Genomic DNA, 19620 nt, shown 5'->3' on the forward strand with positions numbered 1-19620 from the left:
CCGGCTCGCCGAGGTAGAGGCGTGGTCGTGCGAGGTAGAGGCGTGGTCGTGCGAGGTAGAGGCGTGGTACTTGTGCTCGACGGCGTGTGGTCGCCCCTGGGTGGTCGGGGTGGGTGGTGGTGCCGCGTCCACCGTCCGCCGCTCGTTCCTCGGGGGGTGGGTCAGAGGGAGCGCTGGAGGAGGATCGTGTCGACCCAGCGGCCGTGCTTGAAGCCGACGGCGGTGAGGCGGCCGGTCTCGACGAAGCCGAAGCGCCGGTGGAGGGGGAGCGAGCCTGCCGCCTCAGGGACGTCGGCGACGACCGAGACGACCTGCCGGACGCCTGCGGAGGCGCACGCGTCGAGCAGCGCGCCGAGCAGGGCGGTGCCGATCCCGTGCCCGGCGTGGTCGGGGTCGAGGTAGATCGTGTCCTCGGCGGTGTGCCGGTACGCGGGCTTCGGGCGCCACGCGGACGCGTAGGCGTAGCCGGCGACCACCGGGTCGTTTGTGCCGTCGGCCCGGGGCCGCCCGGAGACCTCCGCGACGAGGAACGGCAGGCCGCGGGCGGTGACGTCGTCGAGCTTGCGCTCCCACGCGGGGACGTCCCAGACCTCCTCCTCGAACGTCACGCACGTGTCGCGGACGAAGGGCGCGGCGATCGCGGCGACGCGGCCGAGGTCGGCCCGCGTGGCGGCGCGCACCCGGACGTCCGCGGGGACCCGTGCCGGCCCTGTCGGCGCAGGTGGGCGTCGGGTCCCGGGGGAGGGGAGGCTGCTCACGGGACGAGCCTACGGGCGTCGGGGGCGGACGGAGGCACCCTAGGCTGGAGCCATGGCAGCCCTCATCGCACCGAGCATCCTGTCCGCCGACTTCGCGAACCTCGAGCGTGACCTGAACGCCATCTCGACGGCGGACTACGCGCACGTCGACGTCATGGACAACCACTTCGTGCCGAACCTCACGCTCGGGCTGCCGGTGTTCGAGCGCCTGGCGCAGGTGTCGCCGGTCCCGATCGACGCGCACCTCATGATCGAGGACCCGGACCGCTGGGCGCCGGCGTACGCGGAGGCCGGGGCCGCGTCCGTCACGTTCCACGCCGAGGCCGCTGCCGCCCCTGTGCGGCTCGCACGCGAGCTCCGGCGCCTCGGGTCCCGTGCAGGCCTCGCGCTGCGCCCTGCGACGCCCGTGGAGCCCTTCCTGGACCTCCTGGCGGAGGTCGACATGATCCTCGTCATGACGGTCGAGCCGGGCTTCGGCGGGCAGTCGTTCATCGACGGGACGCTCCCGAAGATCCGGCGGGCCCGCGAGGCCGTGAGCGAGTCGGGGCTGGACGTGTGGATCCAGGTCGACGGGGGAGTGTCGCGCTCGACCATCGAGCGGGCGGCCGACGCGGGGGCGAACGTCTTCGTCGCCGGGTCGGCCGTGTACGGGGCGGAGAGCGTGCCGGGAGAGATCCAGGCGCTGCGCGAGCTGGCGGAGGCGTCGGCGCACGCCCACTGACGAACGGAGGGGGAGCCCGCACGAGCCCGGGCTCCCCCTTCTCGTTCGGATAGAAATAGTGTGCCAAGCAGCCATCACCACCCCACCCCACCGAGATCCCTCACCACCAAGCACGGAGGGGAGGGGGTTGCCGGGTTCACGTCCGCTCGGCAGGCGGACGGGCCGGCCCCGGGGAATGCGCGAGTAGCATGCTCGGTTGGAAGCAGCAGTACGCACGAACGTGCTCCGGGGTCGGTGCAATTCCGAGCCGGCGGTGACAGTCCGCGACCCGCGCCCACGCGCGGTTGACCTGGTGGAACTCCAGGACCGACGGTGACAGTCCGGATGGGAGGAAGCACGTGCGGCGCGGCCACGCCCAAAGCGTGGTGCTCCGGCGACCCGTCGGAGCACCCGTCCGTGACGGCGACGGCCTCGCCGTGGTGAGCGACGCCGTCGGGCCGGTCCAGGCCTGACCCCGCCGCCCCCCTCACCCCGGAGCACGCGTGCCGGGAGGAGGACGATGGGCGAGCACCCCAGGACCCTGACGATCGACGCCGCGATGACGCGCGCGCTCGAGCTCGCGGGACACGGACCCGCGCACGGACCCAACCCCCGGGTCGGCTGCGTCCTGCTGGGGCCCGCCCCGCACGGCCGTGCCCTGCCCGACGGCGCCGCGCCCGGCTCGCTGGACCCGCACCCACGGCCTGTCCTCGCCGAGGGTTACCACCAGGGTGCGGGGACGCCGCACGCCGAGGCCGCCGCCCTCGCGGACGCGCGGGCGCGCGGCGTCGACGTCACCGGCGCGACCGCCGTCGTGACGCTCGAGCCGTGCGCCCACACCGGCCGCACGGGGCCGTGCGCGGACGCGCTCGTCGCTGCGGGAGTCGCGGAGGTCGTGCACGCCGTCGACGACCCGAACCCCGTGGCGACGGGTGGTGCGCACCGCCTGCGCGCGGCCGGGGTGCGCGTCGTGCGCGGCCTGCGCTCCGCCGAGGGCGAGGAGCTTCTCCGGGTGTGGCTGACGTCCGTGCGGCGCGGGGCCCCGTACGTGACGCTCAAGACGGCGACGACGCTCGACGGGTACGTCGCGGCCGAGGACGGCACGAGCCGCTGGATCACCGGGCCGGCCGCCCGCGAGCACGCGCACCGCGTGCGCGCCGAGGTCGACGCGATCCTCGTCGGCACGGGCACGCTCCTCACGGACGACCCGGCGCTCACCGCACGGGTGCGCACGCACGCCGCGAGCGCCGAGAGCCTCGCGGCGCACCAGCCCCTGCGGGTCGTCGTCGGGCTGCGGGGGATCCCGCCGACGGCGCGCGTGCGCGGGGAGGGCGGCGAGCTGCTGCACCTGCTGACGCGCGACGTCGGGCAGGTGCTGGAACGGCTCGGGGAGCGCGAGGTGCGGCACGTCCTCGTGGAGGGCGGTCCGACGCTCGCGACGGCGTTCCTCGTGGCGGGCGTGGTGGACGAGCTGCACGCGTACGTGGCCCCGGTGCTGCTGGGGAGCGGTCGGCGGGCCGTGGACGGGCTGGGCGTGGCGACGATCGCCGACGCGCACCGGTTCCGCACGGTCGAGGTGAGGCGGGTCGGGGACGACGCGCTGGTGGTGTCCAGGAAGAGCACGGAAGGACGGGACGGCTGATGTTCACGGGGATCGTGGAGGAGATCGGGAAGGTCCGGGACGTCGGGTTCCCGGGCGGCGAGGGGGCGGACGCGGTGCTCACGGTCGAGGGGCCGCTCGCCACGTCGGACGCGGCGCTGGGGGACTCGATCGCGGTCAACGGGGTGTGCCTGACGGTGACGAGCCTGGGGGGTGACGGATCGTTCACCGCGGACGTGATGCCGGAGTCGCTGCGCCGGACCGCGCTGGGCGACCTCGTCGCGGGTTCCCCGGTGAACCTGGAGCGTGCGGTGCGGGCGGACGCGCGGCTGGGGGGTCACGTGGTGCAGGGGCACGTGGACGGCGTCGGGACGCTCGTGAGCCGCGACCCGGGGGAGCGCTGGGACGACCTGGTGTTCTCGGCGCCCGCGGGCTTGACGCGGTACGTGGCGGAGAAGGGGTCGATCGCGGTGAGCGGGGTGTCGCTCACGGTGACGCACGTGGACGACGAGTCTTTCGGCGTCTCCCTCATCCCGACGACGCTCGAGGCGACGATCCTCGGCGGGCTCGTCCCGGGCGACCGGGTGAACCTCGAGGTCGACGTGCTCGCGAAGTACGTCGAGCGCCTGCTCGTGTCGGGCTCCGGTACCGGCGCCGTCGGCGGGAACGCGTCGTGACGGGCGCGGGGTCCGCGAGCGCCGCGGTGTCGGACGGTTCGGGAGGCGTGCGACTGGGGTCGGTGGAGGAGGCGCTGGCGGAGATCCGGGCGGGTCGTCCGGTGCTGGTGGCGGACTCGCCGGACCGGGAGAACGAGGCGGACGTGGTGTTCGCGGCGCGGGGGGTGTCGGCGGAGTGGGTGGCGTGGACGATCCGGCACTCGTCGGGGTACCTGTGCGCGCCGATGCCTGCGGTGCGGGCGGACGCGCTGGAGCTGCCGTTGATGGTGCCGCACAGCCAGGACCCGCGGCGCACGGCGTACACGGTGACGGTGGACGCGGCGACGGGGGTGACGACGGGGATCTCGGCGGAGGACCGGGCGCGGACGTTGCGGGTGCTGGCGGACCCGGCGTCGGGGCCGGTGGACCTGATCCGGCCGGGGCACGTGCTGCCGTTGCGGGCGGTGCCGGGGGGTGTGCTGCATCGTGCGGGGCACACGGAGGCTGCGGTGGACCTGGTGCGCCTGGCGGGGATGGGCGAGGTCGGGGGGATCGCGGAGCTGGTGCACGACGACGGGACGATGATGCGTCTGGGGGACGCGGCGGCCCTGGCGGAGCGGGACGGGCTGGTGCTCATCACGATCGCGGACCTGGTGGCGTGGCGGCGGGTGCACGACCCGGCGCCGGCGGCGGCTCCGGACGTGCCGGACCGGGAGTCGTTGGCCCGGCGGGTGCACCGGACGGCGGAGGCGGACCTGCCGACGGCGCACGGCCGGTTCCGGGTGGTGGGGTACCGGGATCTGCGGACGGGGGCGGAGCACGTCGCCCTGGTGCCGGCGGTGCCTCCGGCCGCGGGTGGTGACGCGGGCGCGGGGTCCGCGAGCGGCGTCGGGCCGGGAGGGGTCCCGGTGGTGCGGGTGCACTCGGAGTGCTTGACGGGGGACGCCTTCGGGTCGTTGCGGTGCGACTGCGGTCCGCAGCTGCAGGCGGCGATGGGGCGGGTCGCGGCGGAGGGCGGTGCGGTGGTGTACCTGCGGGGGCACGAGGGTCGCGGCATCGGGCTCCTGGCGAAGATCGGGGCGTACGAGCTGCAGGACGCGGGGCTGGACACGGTGCAGGCGAACCTGGAGCTGGGGTGGCCGGTGGACCGTCGGGAGTACGGGGCGGCGGCGGCGATCCTGGCGGACCTCGGGTTGTCGCGGGTGCGGCTGCTGACGAACAACCCGGCGAAGGTGACGGGCCTGGTGGCCTCGGGCATCGACGTGGTGGGGACGGAGCGGATCGAGGTGGGTCACGGTGAGCACAACCGGGCGTACCTGGTGACGAAGAAGGTGGCGATGGGTCACCTGCTGGACACGGTGGCGGTCCCGGACGGGGCCGTCCTGGTGGAGCCTGGCGACGAGCCGGGTGCGGAGACGAAGGAGGACGAGGGATGAGCGGGGCAGGTGCGCCGACGGTGAGGGTGGACGGGTCGGGGCTGCGGGTGACGGTGGTCGCGGCGAGCTGGCACACGGAGGTGATGGACGGCTTGCTGGCGGGAGCGCGCCGGGCGTTGGCGGCGGCGAATGTGTCGCACGTGAGCGTGGTGCGGGTGCCGGGATCGTTCGAGCTGCCGGTGGCGGCGGCGCGCGCGGTGGAGCACGGCGCGGACGCGGTGGTGGCGCTGGGGGTGGTGATCCGCGGGGGGACGCCGCACTTCGAGTACGTGTGCCAGGCGGCGACGTCGGGCCTGACGGACGTGAGCGTGCGCACGGGCGTGCCGGTGGGGTTCGGCGTGCTGACGTGCGACGACGAGCAGCAGGCGCTGGACCGGGCGGGCCTGGAGGGTTCGCGCGAGGACAAGGGCGCGGAGGCCGCGGAGGCGGCGGTCGCGACGGTCGTGGCGCTGCGCGACCTGTGACGGGGCGGCCGGGGCGTGCCCGCTGGGCGGACCGCGCCCCGGCCTCGCCCGGGCGGCGGATACCCTGGGGCCCGTGAAGACGTTCGAGTCCCTGTTCGCGGAGCTGTCCGAGAAGGCCACGACGCGACCTGCCGGTTCCGGCACGGTCGCGGAGCTGGACGCCGGCGTGCACGCGATCGGGAAGAAGGTGGTCGAGGAGGCCGCCGAGGTGTGGATGGCCGCCGAGTACGAGGGCGACGTGAAGACGGCGGAGGAGATCTCCCAGCTCCTCTACCACCTGCAGGTCCTCATGCTGGCGAAGGGTCTGAGCCTGCAGGACGTGTACGAGCATCTGTGAGCGGCCGTGCCGGTGAGCGTCCCCGCTCCCGGCCGCGAGCGCCGCTCGCCCCTCGCTGCTCCCTGCTGTTCCCCGCTCCCTGCCCGATCCCCTGAACGAAGGTCCTGTCATGCTGCGTATCGCCGTCCCCAACAAGGGGTCCCTGTCCGAGCCCGCCGTCGAGATGCTGCGCGAGGCGGGGTACCGCCAGCGTCGTGACTCGCGCGAGCTGGTGCTCGCGGACCCGGACAACGACGTCGAGTTCTTCTTCCTGCGGCCGCGCGACATCGCGGTGTACGTGGGGTCGGGCACGGTGGACGTGGGGATCACGGGCCGGGACCTGCTGCTGGACTCGGGCGCGGACGCGGTGGAGCACATGCAGCTCGGGTTCGGCGGGTCGACGTTCCGGTACGCGGCCCCGGCGGGCACGGTGACGTCGCTGGAGCAGGTGCAGGGCCTGCGGGTGGCGACGTCGTACGAGGTCCTGGTCGAGGGTCACCTGCGCTCGCACGGCGTGGAGGCCACGGTCGTGCACCTGGACGGCGCGGTGGAGTCGGCGGTGCAGCTCGGGGTGGCGGACGTCGTCGCGGACGTCGTGTCGACCGGCACGACGCTGCGGGGCGCGGGCCTGGCGGTGTTCGGCGACCCGATCCTCGTGTCGGAGGCGGTCCTCATCCGTCCGCGCGCGGTCGCGGAGGCGGACGTCCCGGCAGGGGTGGAGGTGCTGAGCCGGCGCCTGCAGGGCGTGCTCACGGCCCGCCAGTACGTCCTCATGGACTACGACGTGCCGGTGTCGCTCGTGGAGCGGGCGGTCGCGATCACGCCGGGCCTGGAGTCGCCGACGGTGTCGCCGCTGCACGACCGGGACTGGGCGGCGGTGCGGGCGATGGTGCGCCGCGACCAGACGAACCAGGTCATGGACGCCCTGTACGACGTGGGCGCGCGCGCGATCCTCGTGACCCGGATCCACGCGTCCCGCCTCTGACACCGCTCGCCCCCGGGGCGCGGCGCCGGTGGGCGTCGTGCGGGTGTGAGACGGTGGCGGCATGAGCACCGACCCGTTCCCTGATCCTGGTCTGCCGGGGGAGCGCCACGACGACCCGTACCGTCCGTTCCGGCCCCGGTTCGGCCTGGTGTCGGCGTGGGTGACGGGCGTCGTCGTGGTCGGCGGGTGCGTCGTCGTGGGCCTGTCCGCGACGGGCCCGCTCGGCACGTCCTGGGTGAACCGTCTCTCCCTGGCCGCGTTCGCGCTGTTCGCGGCGTGGCTGCTGTGGCGACTCGGGGGCGTGCACGCCGTCCCGACGCGCGGGGGGCTGCGGGTGCGCAACGTCATCTACACGCGCGAGCTGGTGTGGGCGCAGGTCGTGTCCGTCCGGTTCGGCTCCGGCGACGCGTGGGTGCGCCTGGACCTCGCCGACGGGTCGACGCTCGCCGTCATGGGGATCCAGCGGGCCGACGGCGCACGCGGGGACGCGGAGGCGCGCCGCCTCGCGGCGCTGGTCCAGGCGCACGGCGAGGCCCACGAGGGACCTCACGACTGAGGCGCGGCACGGGCACAGACAGGGACGGCCCCGGATCCAGCGGATCCGGGGCCGTCCGTCTGCTTGGCGTCGCCGGGCGGCGACGCGGGTGCGTCAGTACGCCGTGCGGTGGCGCGGCTTGCGCTCGCCCCGGTCGTCGGCGCGGTCGAAGCGGTCGCGACGCTCGTCGCGACGACCCGACGGGCCGTGACCGCCGCGCGGGCCGCGCGAGGCGGGCGCGCCCTCGTCCACGCGGATGCGCAGCGCCTTCCCGGCGACCCGGGCGCGGGAGATGCGGTCCATGGTCTCCGCGTCGAGCGGCGCGGTGATGTCGACGAGCGAGAACGAGGGGAAGATGTCGATCTTGCCGACGTCCGACCCGGCGAGGCCAGCCTCGTTCGTCAGGGCGCCGACGATGCCGCCGGGCATCACGCCGTCCTTGTGGCCCACGGACAGGCGGTAGCGGGTCCCGACGGCGTCGCGGCGGATGCCGCGCGTGCCGTCGCCCTCGCGGCGACCCGACGCACGGTCGCCGCGCGGGCGCTCGCCCGTGCGCTCGGTGCGGCGCGCCTTCGCCTGCTCGCGCGCCGCGGCACGCTCGGCCTCGAACCGCTCCTGCTCCTCGCGGGCGCGGGGGCCGTCGTCGCCGACCGCGAGCGCCGCCATGGCCGCGGCGAGGTCGACGGGGTCGACGTCGTGCTCGGCGAGGAACGTGCGCACCATGTCGGCGTACATGGACAGCCGGCCGGCCTCCTGGCGGGCCGGGACCTGGCCGAGGAGGGTGCGGACCTTGTGCGCGGACACGTCCGCGGGGGAGGGGATCTCCACCTCCTGCAGCGGGGTGCGGGTCGTCCGCTCGATGGCGCGCAGGCGTCCCCGCTCGTGCGGGGTGACGAAGCTCAGGGCCTCGCCGGTGCGCCCGGCGCGGCCCGTGCGGCCGATGCGGTGCACGTACGCCTCGGGCTCGCCCGGCAGGTCGAAGTTCACGACGAGGCCGATGCGGTCCACGTCGAGGCCGCGCGCGGCGACGTCGGTCGCGACGAGGACGTCGAGCGCGCCGGAGCGCAGGCGCTCGACGATCTTCTCCCGCTCCTTCTGCGCGACGTCGCCCGAGATGGTGGCGGCGGAGATGCCGCGCTCGACGAGCGCGGACCCGACCTCCTCGGCCGCGCCGCGCGTGCGGGTGAACACGATCGCGGCCTCGGCGTCGGACGTCGCGAGGACGCGCACGAGCGAGCCGGTCTTGTGCCGGAACGGGACGACGGCGTACGTCTGGCGCACGCTCGTCACCGTGGAGGACTGGCGGGCGACGGCGATCTCGACCGGGTCGGTGAGGTGCTCGTTCGCGACGCGGCGGATCGGGGCGGGCATCGTCGCGGAGAAGAGGGCGACCTGACGCTCGCGCGGGGCGCGGGAGAAGATCGTGTCGACGTCCTCCGCGAAGCCCATGCGCAGCATCTCGTCGGCCTCGTCGAGCACGAGGAAGCGCACGTCGTCGAGCACGAGGGTGCCGCGCTCGATGTGGTCGATGACGCGCCCGGGCGTGCCGACGACGACCTGCGCGCCGGCCGCGAGCGCCCGCTGCTGCGGCTGGTAGGGGGAGCCGCCGTAGACGGCGACGACGTCGACCTTGGGCAGGTGGGTCGCGAACGACTCGACGGCGTCGGCGACCTGCATCGCGAGCTCGCGCGTCGGGGTCAGGACGACGGCCTGCACGCGGCGCAGGGACGGGTCGATCGCGGCGAGCAGCGGGAGACCGAACGCGGCGGTCTTGCCGGTGCCGGTCTGCGCGACGCCGGTGATGTCGCGGCCCGCGAGGAGCGCCGGGATGGCCTCGGCCTGGATCGCGGACGGGGTGACGAAGCCGAGGTCGGCGACGGCGCGCTCCAGGGGAGCGGGCAGGCCGAGGTCGGCGAAGACGGGACCGGCGGGAGCGGCCGGCTCGGGGCGCGTGTGCTCCGCGCGCTCGGGGGCGTCGGCGGACTGGTCGAGGGCGTGCGAGGGCGCGAGGACGTCAGCAGTCATGAAAGGGTGAGGACCGTTCGTTTCGGGGTGTGGAGTGGCGTGCGGTCACCAGGACGGTTCTCGCAGGTCGCACTCCCGAACACACCAGGCCGGCCACCAGGACGATCAGGGACGATCGAGGGGGGACGGCCGCTCTCACGGACACACGCGGGACGAGCGACGAACTCCAGAGGTGTGCCCATCCTACCGGAGGGTGCGGTCGGGGAGCGGGCCGGGCCCGGTGACGTCCCTCACCGCGCCCCCGCTTCCCCGGGCGGTCGGGACGGGCGAAACGGGTGATTTCCGCCCGCGGCGGGCGCCGCGCCGCGAAATGAGGGTCCGGGTGCGGGGGCCCGGTACGTAGGATGGTCCGCGCGCGGCAGGTCGCCGCGACGGCGCGACGTGAGCACGGGGCGGTGGGTGTGTCAGCAGGGCAGCAGGTCAGCTCCCGCGTCCTGACCGTCCCGAACGTCATCAGCCTCCTGCGGCTGCTCCTCGTGCCCGTGTTCGCGGTCCTCATCGTGCGCGGCGACGACGTCTGGGCGCTGGTCGTGCTCGCGGTGTCGGGGGCGTCGGACTGGCTCGACGGCGTCCTCGCGCGGCGCCTGGACCAGGTGAGCCGCCTCGGGCAGATGCTCGACCCGGCCGCAGACCGGCTCTTCATCCTCGTCACCCTCCTGGGTCTCGCCTGGCGCGACGTCGTGCCCGTGTGGCTCGTCGTGGTCATCGTGGGTCGTGACCTGCTCCTCGTCGGGCTGCTGCCGCTGCTCGCGCGCCACGGGTACGGGCCCCTGCCGGTGAGCTTCGCGGGCAAGGCCGGGACGTTCGCGCTCCTGTACGCGTTCCCGCTCCTGCTCCTGGCCGAGATGCCGGGCTGGCCGGGCGACGTCGCCGCGGTCACGGGGTGGGCGTTCACCTGGTGGGGCGTGGGCCTGTACTGGCTCGCGGGCGCCCAGTACGTGCTGCAGACGCGCTCGCTCGTGGTGCGCGACCGGGCGGCCGCCGGAGAGAGCGACGACACCGGCACGACGACGCGGGAGGCGCCGTGAGCGAGAACCATCCGGACCCGGGCGGCGGCGCGCGCCGCGCCCCCGTCGACGCGTCGATGACGCTTCTCAACGAGGTCATGCACCGCCCGCTCGACCCCGGGTACGCGGACGCCGCGGCGCGCCGCGCCGCCGGGCAGTCGCCGCACCGCGGCCGCACGGGCACCGTGACCCTCGTCGCCCTCGCGGTCGTCCTCGGCGTCGTGACGACGGCGGCCGCCGTCGAGCTGCGCGCCCCGCAGCCGGGCGTCATCGCGGCGCGCGAGACCCTGGAGCAGGAGATCCTCGACCGGCAGGGCGCCGCCGAGGACCTCACCGCCCGCGGGGCGCAGCTGTCCGCGGAGATCGAGCAGCTCCAGGGCGCGGCGCTCACCGGCGCGAGCGCCGACGTGCTGCAAGGGCTCCAGGCGGAGGGTGCGCTGACCGGCACGCAGGCGGTCGAGGGCCAGGGCGTCGTCGTCACGCTCGACGACACGAGCGGCGGCCTGTCCTCCGACACCGTGGACTCGAGCTCGCTCGTGCACGACTCCGACCTGCAGCGCGTCGTCAACGCGCTCTGGGCCGGCGGCGCGGAGGCCGTCGCGATCAACGGGCAGCGCCTCACCGGGCTCTCGGCCATCCGCTCCGCCGGGGACGCGGTGCTCGTCGACCTGCAGCCCCTCGTCGGCCCGTACCGGGTCGAGGCGATCGGGGACCCGGACGCCCTGCGCACCTCGCTGCTGCGCTCCGGCACGTCGGACTACCTGCAGATCCTGGGGACCCAGTACGGCATCCGGTCGAGCGTGACGACGCAGAGCCGCCTCGACCTGCCCGGCCGGCCCGCGCCCACGCTGTTCTTCGCGGAGGCCCCGGCGGCGACCGTAGACTCCGACACGCCCGCCGGGAGCACCGACGGCACGACGGACGGCACGACCGACGGGTCCGGGACGGGCCCGGGACCGCACGAGACAGGGCAGGAGATCGTCGAATGATCGCAGTCGTCGGACTGGTGGTGGGCATCGTCGCGGGCCTCGTCCTGCAACCCACCGTGCCCGTGTCGCTGCAGCCCTACCTGCCGATCGCCGTCGTGGCCGCGCTCGACGCTCTGTTCGGGGGCCTGCGTGCCCGGCTCGACGGGCTGTTCGACGACAAGGTCTTCCTCGTCTCGTTCCTGTCGAACGTCGTTGTCGCCGCCCTCATCGTCTTCCTCGGCGACCAGCTCGGCGTCGGGAGCCAGCTCTCCACCGCCGTCGTCGTCGTCCTCGGCATCCGCATCTTCTCCAACGCCGCCGCGATCCGGCGCCACATCTTCAAGGCGTGAGCGTGACCCGCGACCCCCAGGACCCCCGCGACGCGGCCGCCGCCGACGTGACGCCGCACCCCACCCCGGACGACGCCCGCGAGCGCGCCGGCCAGACGGCCCACGGGACCGCCGCCGACGTCGTGCCCGCCCGGCCCGACCCGGTGGGTACGGACGAGGACCCGGTCGGGGCGGACACCGCGCCCGGGCCCGAGCATCAGCCCGAGGGCCAGCAGGTGCCCGCCGCCGCGCACACGACCACCGGCGAGGCGGTCGACGACGCTGCCGGCACGACCGACCCGGAGGCCGGCGACCCGGCGGACGGTCCCGCACGCGAGCCCGACGTCGCCCCCGAGGCGACGGACCGCGAGGTCGGCCACGACGGCGCCGTCGAGCAGGAAGGCGCCGTCGACGACGGCTCCTCGGGCGACCACGAGAGCGACGAGCCCTCCGCCGCCGCGGCCCCCGCGCCGGGCGCGGACCCCGAGGACGACCCGGCGAGCGCCGCACCGCCCGAGAGCGCCGACGGGGACGCGGAGGCGCCGGACCACGCTCCGGTCGACGCCGTCGCACCGGACGGCGACCCGCACCCCGACGCGACCACCGAGGGCACGACCACCGAGGGCACGACCGGCACCGACGCGTCGACGCCGGAGGAGCCGCCCGCGACGACCGGGACGATCGGCGCCGTGGGCCGCCACGGCGCCCCCACCCGGCCGGAGCCGCGCGGGCTGCGCGGGCTCGGCCGGGCGCTGCGCCCCCGCGCGTCCCGCTCCCAGATCGTCGTCGGCGTCCTGTGCGCGCTCCTCGGCTTCGCGCTCGTGGTCCAGGTGAGCCAGACGCAGGAGGACCAGCTCTCGTCCCTGCGCCAGAGCGACCTCGTGCGCCTCCTCGACGACGTCACGCAGCGCTCCGGCGAGCTCGAGGACCAGGTCTCCTCGCTCGAGTCGACGCGCGACGAGCTGCAGTCGGGGTCCGGGCGCGAGCGTGCCGCGCTCGAGCTCGCCGAGCAGCAGGCCGAGACGCTCGGCATCCTGTCCGGCCGCCTCCCCGCCGAGGGCCCGGGCGTCGAGATCGAGGTCGTCGAGGGCACGGAGGCGCTCGACGCGTTCGCGCTCTTCAACGTGCTCGAGGAGCTGCGCAACGCGGGCGCGGAGGCGATGGAGGTCAACGGGGTCCGCCTCGTGGCGAGCAGCTACTTCGAGGACTCGGCCGACGGCGTCGTGGTCGACGGGCAGACGATCTCCTCGCCGTACCGGTGGAACGTGATCGGCGACCCGTCCACGCTCGAGACGGCCCTCGAGATCCCCGGCGGCGCGATGGCGTCGCTGCGCGCGGACGGCGCGCGCACGACGATCACCCAGCGGGACCGGGTCGAGGTCGCCGCGACCGTCGAGCCCGGCGCGCCGCAGTACGCGACCCCGGTCCCCGCCGACGAGTGACTGCGGCTTCCCGCATCCCCGCAGGCCGGGGTAGGTTGGGACGACCGTGGGTCGCGCGCACCGCGTGACCTGCGGGTGTAGTAGTTTTCGAGCACGATTCCCGCACGACGGGGCCACGGCCCCGCGGTGCGGTGTTCCGAGGTCGAGCACGACGTGCGTGAGCCCCGAGGAGGCGAGATGAGTGTCCCAGGCGGTCCTGAGGTGCCGAACCGGGCGGGTAGCGACACGACGGTCAGCTTCGGCCGGATCGAGGCCCCGATCGAGGAGGGCGTGCAGCCCGGCGGTCTGAGCCCCGAGGAGCACGCCGCGGTCGCGGCCCTGCCGCGCCACTCCGCCCTGCTCATCATGCAGCGCGGTCCCGGGCAGGGGTCCCGCTTCCTCCTGGACGCCGAGCGCACCGTCGCCGGCCGGTCGGAGCGCGCGGACATCTTCCTCGACGACGTCACCGTGTCCCGCAAGCACGCCGAGTTCGTGCGCGAGGGCGAGCACTTCCTCGTGCGCGACGTCGGGTCGCTCAACGGCACGTACGTGAACCGCAGCCGCATCGACGCCGTCGCGCTCTCGACGGGCGACGAGGTGCAGATCGGCAAGTACCGGCTCACGTTCCACGCCAGCCCGCACGCGGGGGCACCGGCGGGCGGCACGGCCCCCCGGTCGTGAACGCCTCCACGGGCGCGGCGCACGCCACGGTCCCCGAGCCCGCCGACGGCGCGGAGCCGTGGCCGCAGGGGATCTCGCGTCGCGCGACCATGCGCATCTCCGACGTGCTGCGCGCGCTGCGGGCCGAGTTCCCCAACGTCAGCCACTCCAAGCTGCGCTTCCTCGAGGAGCAGGGGCTCATCGAGCCCGTGCGCACCGCGTCGGGCTACCGCCAGTACAGCCCCGCGGACGTCGAGCGGCTGCGGTTCGTGCTCGTCGAGCAGCGCGACCGGTACCTGCCGCTCAAGGTCATCAAGGAGCGCCTCGCCGCCCTCGACGCGGGCACCGACGTCGAGGTCCTCGCCCCGCGCCTGGCGACGAACGACGGCGAGCCCGGCTCGGCGACCGTCCGCCAGCGCTACACGGTGGACGCGCTCGTGTCCGCGGCGGGCGTGGAGCGCGACCTCGTCGAGGGGCTCATCGAGGCCGGCGTGCTGCGCCAGGCGCCGGGGGGCCAGCTCGACGCGCGCTCGCTCGACGTGGTCGTGCTCGCCGCGGGACTGTCGGAGTACGGCATCGAGCCGCGCCACCTGCGCTCCCTGCGCACCGCCGCCGACCGGCACGTGAGCCTCGTGCACCAGGTCGTCTCCCCGTGGCGCGGGCAGCAGAGCGCGTCCGCGCGCGCCCACGCGGGCACCGTGGCCTCGGAGGTCGGGGAGCTGTGCGCGCAGCTGCACACGGTGTTCGTGCGCCAGGGGATCGACGACCTCACACGCTGACCGTCGCGCCGGTCCCCGACGTCCGCGAGGCGCGCGGACGAGACGGGCCCCACCCCCTGCCGGATGCCGGTGGGCGACGTACCGTGGAGTGGTGAGCGACGACGTCCCGATGGTCCCCGTCGAGGTGCTGGGGGTCCGTCAGCAGCAGCGCGACCAGGAGATCGTGGTGCTGCTGCTCGACGACGCGTCCGAGCTCGTCGTGCCGATCGTCATCGGGCCCCGGGAGGCGAGCGCGATCGCCATGGCGCAGGCAGGGCTGCCGACGCCGCGACCCATGACCCACGACCTGCTGCGGGACCTCCTCGACGCCGTCGGGGTGCGCCTGGAGCGGGCGGAGATCGTCGCGCTCGACGGCGGCATCTTCTTCGCCGAGCTGGTCCTGAGCAACGGGGTCCGGCTCGACTCGCGCGCGTCGGACGCGATCGCGGTCGCGGTGCGCACCGGCAGCCCGGTGCTGTGCTCGGCCGAGGTCGTCGCGACGGCGGGGGTCGAGGTCGTCGACGTCGCGCAGCAGGAGGAGGTCGAGAAGTTCCGCGACTTCCTGGACCACGTCCAGCCGGAGGACTTCTCGGTGGACGAGTAGGGGACGGTCCGCGCGCGACGGGCCGACCGTCGGGCACGGATCCGACCTTCGGACACAACGGACAACACCGACGTTCGACCTCAGGTCGAGGGTTGGGCGGCCGGATCGCCGGACGTGCGGGCGCGACACGCCCGCACGCTCGGGTCGTCGGTCGTTGACGACCCCCGACGGCGCCCATAGCGTGGTCGTGGACATCACCCCAGGAGGCGACAGTGAACAGCAGCGGTGAGGCGAGCGTCGGTGCCGGCGCGGCGGTTCCCCACGGTGCGCAGGGCCTCCTCTTCGGGGAGGACATCACCGAGCAGGACACCACGACCGGGTACCGCGGCCCGACCGCGTGCCGTGCCGCGGGCATCACCTACCGCCAGCTCGACTACTGGGCCCGCACCGGGCTGGTCGAGCCCACCGTGCGGCCCGCGTCGGGGTCGGGCTCCCACCGCCTGTACAGCTTCCGGGACATCCTCGTCCTCAAGGTCGTCAAGCGGCTCCTGGACACCGGGGTCTCGCTGCAGCAGATCCGCACGGCCGTCGAGCACCTGCGCGAGCGCGGCGTCGACGACCTCGCGCAGATCACCCTCATGAGCGACGGGGCGAGCGTGTACGAGTGCACGTCGCCCGACGAGGTCGTGGACCTCGTCCAGGGCGGTCAGGGCGTGTTCGGCATCGCGGTCGGGCGCGTGTGGCGCGAGGTCGAGGGCACGCTCGCGGAGCTGCCCACCGAGTCGCTCGACGACGAGGACGACGCGGCGGCGAGCCCGCAGGACGAGCTCGCGCAACGCCGTCGGGCCCGCTCCGCCGGCTGACGTCCGCGAGCGCCGCTCCCTCCCGAGGGGGCGGGGGACTCCGGGCCCGGGCGGGCGCCGCAGCGCACGGGCCTGTGGAGCACGTCACAGCCGGTGCGACGGCCTGCCCCGCGAGGCCGTGGGAGGATCGCCCGGTACGCGGCGCGTCACGCTCTCCCCGGCGGCGTCGCACGGTCGACGGATGGAGTGCCGGTGTTCTCGAAGGTCCTGGTCGCCAACCGCGCGGAGATCGCCGTCAGGGCGTTCCGCGCCGCCTACGAGCTGGGGGCCCGCACCGTCGCGGTGTTCCCGCAGGAGGACCGCAACTCCGAGCACCGGCTCAAGGCCGACGAGGCGTACCTCATCGGGGAGCCGGGCCACCCGGTCCGGGCGTACCTCGACATCGAGGAGATCGTGCGCGTGGCGCGCGAGGCGGGCGCCGACGCGGTCTACCCGGGCTACGGGTTCCTCTCGGAGAACCCCGACCTGGCGCGCGCGTGCGCGGACGCCGGGCTGACGTTCGTCGGGCCGCCGCCGGAGGTGCTCGAGCTCGCGGGCAACAAGGTGCGCGCGCTCAAGGCCGCCCGCGAGGCGGGGCTGCCGGTGCTCGCGTCGAGCGAGCCGTCGTCGGACGTCGACGAGCTCGTCGCGGCGGCCGACCTGATCGGGTTCCCCGTGTTCGTCAAGGCCGTCGCCGGCGGCGGTGGCCGCGGCATGCGCCGCGTGGACACCCGCGAGGACCTGCCCGAGTCGCTGGCCGCCGCGATGCGCGAGGCCGACGGCGCGTTCGGGGACCCGACGGTGTTCCTGGAGCAGGCGGTGCTGCGCCCGCGGCACATCGAGGTGCAGATCCTCGCCGACGGTGCGGGGAACGTCGTGCACCTGTACGAGCGGGACTGCTCGCTGCAGCGGCGGCACCAGAAGGTCGTCGAGATCGCGCCGGCGCCCAACCTCGACCCGGCGATCCGGGACGCGCTGTGCGCGGACGCGGTGAAGTTCGCCCGGCACATCGGGTACCAGAACGCGGGCACGGTGGAGTTCCTCGTGGACACGGTGGGGGAGCGGGCCGGGCAGCACGTGTTCATCGAGATGAACCCGCGCATCCAGGTCGAGCACACCGTGACGGAGGAGGTCACGGACGTCGACCTCGTGTCCGCGCAGATGCGGATCGCGTCGGGGGAGACGCTGGAGGACCTCGGGATCCGGCAGGAGGACGTGCGCGTCAACGGCGCCGCCCTGCAGACCCGCATCACGACGGAGGACCCCGCGAACGGGTTCCGTCCCGACACGGGCCGCATCATCGCCTACCGTTCCCCGGGCGGTGCGGGCGTGCGGCTCGACGGCGCGACGGCGACGGCCGGGTCCGTCGTGTCGGGCCACTTCGACTCGATGCTCGTCAAGCTGACGTGCCGCGGCCGCGACTTCCCGACGGCGGTGCGGCGCGCCCGGCGCGCCCTCGCCGAGTTCCGCATCCGCGGCATCCGGACCAACATCCCCTTCCTGCAGGCCGTGCTCGCCGACCCGGAGTTCGTCGCGGGGAACGTCGCGACGTCGTTCATCGACGAGCGTCCCGAGCTGCTGGCCGCGCGCGAGAGCGCCGACCGCGGCACGCGCCTGCTCGCGCACGTGGGCGACACGACGGTCAACCGTCCGCACGGCGAGCCGCGGCGCACCACCGACCCCGCGACGAAGCTGCCCGCGCTGGACCTGTCGGTCGCGCCGCCGCCCGGCACCCGCCAGCAGCTCCTCGAGCTGGGCCCCGAGGGCTTCGCGCGCGCCCTGCGCGGCGAGCAGCGCCTGCGGGTCACGGACACCACGTTCCGCGACGCCCACCAGTCCCTGCTCGCGACGCGCGTGCGCACGCACGACCTGGCCGCCGTCGCGCCGTACGTGGCGCGGGCCACGCCGCAGCTGTGGTCGGTCGAGGCCTGGGGCGGGGCGACGTACGACGTCGCGCTGCGGTTCCTCGGCGAGGACCCGTGGGAGCGCCTCGCAACGCTGCGCGAGGCGATGCCGAACCTCGCGATCCAGATGCTCCTGCGCGGACGCAACACCGTCGGGTACACGCCGTACCCGACGCGCGTCACGGAGGCGTTCGTCGCGGAGGCCGCGGCGACGGGCATCGACGTGTTCCGCATCTTCGACGCGCTCAACGACGTGGACCAGACGCGACCCGCGATCGAGGCGGTGCGCGCCACCGGCACGACCGTCGCGGAGGTCGCGCTGTGCTACACGGGCAACCTGCTGGACCCGGCCGAGGACCTGTACACGCTCGACTACTACCTGCGCCTCGCCGACCGCATCGTCGACGCCGGCGCGCACGTGCTCGCGATCAAGGACATGGCCGGGCTGCTGCGCCCCGCGGCGGCGACGCGCCTCGTGACCGCGCTGCGCGAGCGCTTCGACCTGCCGGTGCACCTGCACACGCACGACACCTCGGGCGGCCAGATGGCGACGCTGCTGGCCGCGGCGGCCGCGGGCGTGGACGCGGTGGACGCCGCGAGCGCCGCCATGGCGGGCACGACCAGCCAGCCGTCGCTGTCGGCGCTCGTCGCGGGCCTGGAGCACACCGAGCGCGACACGGGCCTGTCGCTGGCCGCGGTCGCGGACCTCGAGCCGTACTGGGAGGCGGTGCGCCGCGTCTACGCGCCGTTCGAGTCGGGGCTGCCCGGGCCGACGGGGCGCGTGTACGAGCACGAGATCCCGGGCGGGCAGCTGTCGAACCTGCGCCAGCAGGCGATCGCGCTGGGCCTGGGGGACAAGTTCGAGCAGATCGAGGCGATGTACGCCGCGGCGGACCGCATCCTGGGGCGCCTGGTGAAGGTGACGCCGTCGTCGAAGGTCGTGGGCGACCTCGCGCTGCACCTCGTCGCGGCGGGCGCGGACCCGGCCGAGTTCGCGGCCGACCCGCAGGCGTTCGACATCCCGGACTCGGTGATCGGGTTCCTGGGCGGCGAGCTCGGTGACCCGCCCGGGGGCTGGCCGGAGCCGTTCCGCTCGCGCGCGCTCGCCGGTCGTGCCGCGCGCGGCGGCGTGACGCCGCTGTCGCCGGAGGACGAGGCCGAGCTCGCGCAGGCCGGGGAGGTGCGGCGCCGGCGGCTGAACCACCTGCTCTTCGCGGGGCCGACCAAGGAGTTCGAGCAGGTGCGCCAGGCGTACGGGGACGTCTCCGTGCTCGACACCCCCACGTACCTGTACGGGCTCGAGCCCGGCCAGGAGGTCGCGGTCGCGCTGGGCAAGGGCGTGCGCCTGCTCGTGGGGCTCGAGGCGATCGGCACGCCCGACGAGCGGGGTATGCGCACGGTCATGTTCACCCTCAACGGCCAGCTGCGCCCGATCCAGGTGCGCGACCGGGCGGTCGACGTCGACGCGCGCACGGCCGAGAAGGCCGACCCCACGCAGCCGGGGCAGGTCGCGGCGCCGTTCGCGGGCGCGGTGACGCCGGTCGTGGCGGCCGGGGACGTCGTCGAGGCAGGGCAGACGGTCGCGACGGTCGAGGCGATGAAGATGGAGGCCGCGATCACGACGCCGGTCGCGGGCACGGTCCAGCGCGTCGCGATCGGGGCGGTGCAGCAGCTCGAGGGCGGCGACCTGGTCCTCATCGTGGCCTGACCGG

Annotated in this window: 19 protein-coding genes and 1 riboswitch; of the genes, 17 read left to right on the top strand and 2 right to left on the bottom strand. The window is 74.9% G+C overall.

The window, feature by feature from the left end; genetic code table 11:
- Window positions 1-161: 161 nt before the first annotated feature.
- Window positions 162-758 (bottom strand): GNAT family N-acetyltransferase, encoded by a 597-nt coding sequence (locus ACFC2L_RS07315; protein WP_375823610.1) that lies wholly within the window; start codon window positions 756-758, stop codon window positions 162-164.
- Between the two features lie 52 nt (window positions 759-810).
- Between ACFC2L_RS07315 and rpe the strand changes: the two genes are divergently transcribed.
- From rpe to ACFC2L_RS07355, 8 genes are all read left to right on the top strand, one after another.
- Complete coding sequence (gene rpe / locus ACFC2L_RS07320; protein ID WP_087472032.1) at window positions 811-1479, top strand: ribulose-phosphate 3-epimerase; 669 nt, start codon at window positions 811-813, stop codon at window positions 1477-1479.
- Window positions 1480-1695: 216 nt separating this feature from the next.
- Window positions 1696-1821, top strand: a riboswitch (FMN riboswitch).
- Between the two features lie 157 nt (window positions 1822-1978).
- Complete coding sequence (ribD, locus tag ACFC2L_RS07325) at window positions 1979-3100, top strand: bifunctional diaminohydroxyphosphoribosylaminopyrimidine deaminase/5-amino-6-(5-phosphoribosylamino)uracil reductase RibD (RefSeq protein ID WP_375823611.1); 1122 nt, start codon at window positions 1979-1981, stop codon at window positions 3098-3100.
- Complete coding sequence (locus ACFC2L_RS07330; RefSeq protein ID WP_375823612.1) at window positions 3100-3735, top strand: riboflavin synthase; 636 nt, start codon at window positions 3100-3102, stop codon at window positions 3733-3735. Before ribD ends, ACFC2L_RS07330 begins: the two co-directional genes overlap by 1 nt.
- Window positions 3736-3782: 47 nt before the next feature.
- Window positions 3783-5150: a 3,4-dihydroxy-2-butanone-4-phosphate synthase gene (gene ribB / locus ACFC2L_RS07335; protein ID WP_375823613.1), complete on the top strand. Its 1368-nt coding sequence runs from the start codon at window positions 3783-3785 to the stop codon at window positions 5148-5150.
- A complete protein-coding gene (gene ribH, locus ACFC2L_RS07340; protein ID WP_043651624.1) occupies window positions 5147-5614 on the top strand; it encodes a 6,7-dimethyl-8-ribityllumazine synthase in 468 nt (155 codons plus the stop codon). Before ribB ends, ribH begins: the two co-directional genes overlap by 4 nt.
- 73 nt (window positions 5615-5687) lie before the next feature.
- The gene (locus ACFC2L_RS07345; RefSeq protein WP_024839663.1) at window positions 5688-5951 is read left to right on the top strand and encodes a phosphoribosyl-ATP diphosphatase; all 264 of its coding nucleotides are present in this window, start codon (window positions 5688-5690) and stop codon (window positions 5949-5951) included.
- 109 nt (window positions 5952-6060) lie between these two features.
- Window positions 6061-6915, top strand: a complete 855-nt coding sequence (gene hisG, locus ACFC2L_RS07350; protein ID WP_375823614.1) for an ATP phosphoribosyltransferase — start codon at window positions 6061-6063, stop codon at window positions 6913-6915.
- A 61-nt stretch (window positions 6916-6976) separates the two neighbouring features.
- Window positions 6977-7471 (top strand): PH domain-containing protein, encoded by a 495-nt coding sequence (locus ACFC2L_RS07355; protein ID WP_375823615.1) that lies wholly within the window; start codon window positions 6977-6979, stop codon window positions 7469-7471.
- A 93-nt stretch (window positions 7472-7564) separates the two neighbouring features.
- On the opposite strand, the gene ACFC2L_RS07360 is transcribed toward ACFC2L_RS07355, so the two are convergent.
- Window positions 7565-9475 (bottom strand): DEAD/DEAH box helicase, encoded by a 1911-nt coding sequence (locus tag ACFC2L_RS07360; protein WP_375823616.1) that lies wholly within the window; start codon window positions 9473-9475, stop codon window positions 7565-7567.
- Window positions 9476-9876: 401 nt separating this feature from the next.
- Here ACFC2L_RS07360 and ACFC2L_RS07365 point away from each other — a divergent pair, with 401 nt between their 5' ends.
- The 9 genes from ACFC2L_RS07365 to ACFC2L_RS07405 all read left to right on the top strand — a co-directional run bounded on the left by ACFC2L_RS07365 (window position 9877) and on the right by ACFC2L_RS07405 (window position 19616).
- The gene (locus ACFC2L_RS07365; protein WP_375823811.1) at window positions 9877-10503 is read left to right on the top strand and encodes a CDP-alcohol phosphatidyltransferase family protein; all 627 of its coding nucleotides are present in this window, start codon (window positions 9877-9879) and stop codon (window positions 10501-10503) included.
- Window positions 10500-11471 carry a DUF881 domain-containing protein gene (locus ACFC2L_RS07370; protein ID WP_375823617.1) on the top strand — a complete coding sequence of 324 codons (972 nt, stop codon included), beginning with the start codon at window positions 10500-10502 and terminating at the stop codon, window positions 11469-11471. The genes ACFC2L_RS07365 and ACFC2L_RS07370 overlap by 4 nt, the downstream gene beginning before the upstream one ends.
- Window positions 11468-11800 (top strand): small basic family protein, encoded by a 333-nt coding sequence (locus ACFC2L_RS07375; protein WP_021483549.1) that lies wholly within the window; start codon window positions 11468-11470, stop codon window positions 11798-11800. The genes ACFC2L_RS07370 and ACFC2L_RS07375 overlap by 4 nt, the downstream gene beginning before the upstream one ends.
- The gene (locus ACFC2L_RS07380) at window positions 11797-13221 is read left to right on the top strand and encodes a DUF881 domain-containing protein (protein ID WP_375823618.1); all 1425 of its coding nucleotides are present in this window, start codon (window positions 11797-11799) and stop codon (window positions 13219-13221) included. The genes ACFC2L_RS07375 and ACFC2L_RS07380 overlap by 4 nt, the downstream gene beginning before the upstream one ends.
- 177 nt (window positions 13222-13398) lie before the next feature.
- Window positions 13399-13881: an FHA domain-containing protein gene (locus ACFC2L_RS07385; RefSeq protein ID WP_047234767.1), complete on the top strand. Its 483-nt coding sequence runs from the start codon at window positions 13399-13401 to the stop codon at window positions 13879-13881.
- Complete coding sequence (locus ACFC2L_RS07390) at window positions 13878-14639, top strand: MerR family transcriptional regulator (RefSeq protein WP_375823619.1); 762 nt, start codon at window positions 13878-13880, stop codon at window positions 14637-14639. The genes ACFC2L_RS07385 and ACFC2L_RS07390 overlap by 4 nt, the downstream gene beginning before the upstream one ends.
- Before the next feature lie 109 nt (window positions 14640-14748).
- A complete protein-coding gene (locus tag ACFC2L_RS07395) occupies window positions 14749-15222 on the top strand; it encodes a bifunctional nuclease family protein (RefSeq protein WP_024839673.1) in 474 nt (157 codons plus the stop codon).
- 212 nt (window positions 15223-15434) lie between these two features.
- Complete coding sequence (locus ACFC2L_RS07400) at window positions 15435-16025, top strand: MerR family transcriptional regulator (protein WP_375823620.1); 591 nt, start codon at window positions 15435-15437, stop codon at window positions 16023-16025.
- A 192-nt stretch (window positions 16026-16217) separates the two neighbouring features.
- The gene (locus ACFC2L_RS07405; RefSeq protein WP_375823621.1) at window positions 16218-19616 is read left to right on the top strand and encodes a pyruvate carboxylase; all 3399 of its coding nucleotides are present in this window, start codon (window positions 16218-16220) and stop codon (window positions 19614-19616) included.
- Window positions 19617-19620: the final 4 nt, after the last annotated feature.

This window comes from Cellulosimicrobium sp. NPDC055967 (assembly GCF_042269845.1).
Lineage (GTDB): Bacteria > Actinomycetota > Actinomycetes > Actinomycetales > Cellulomonadaceae > Cellulosimicrobium.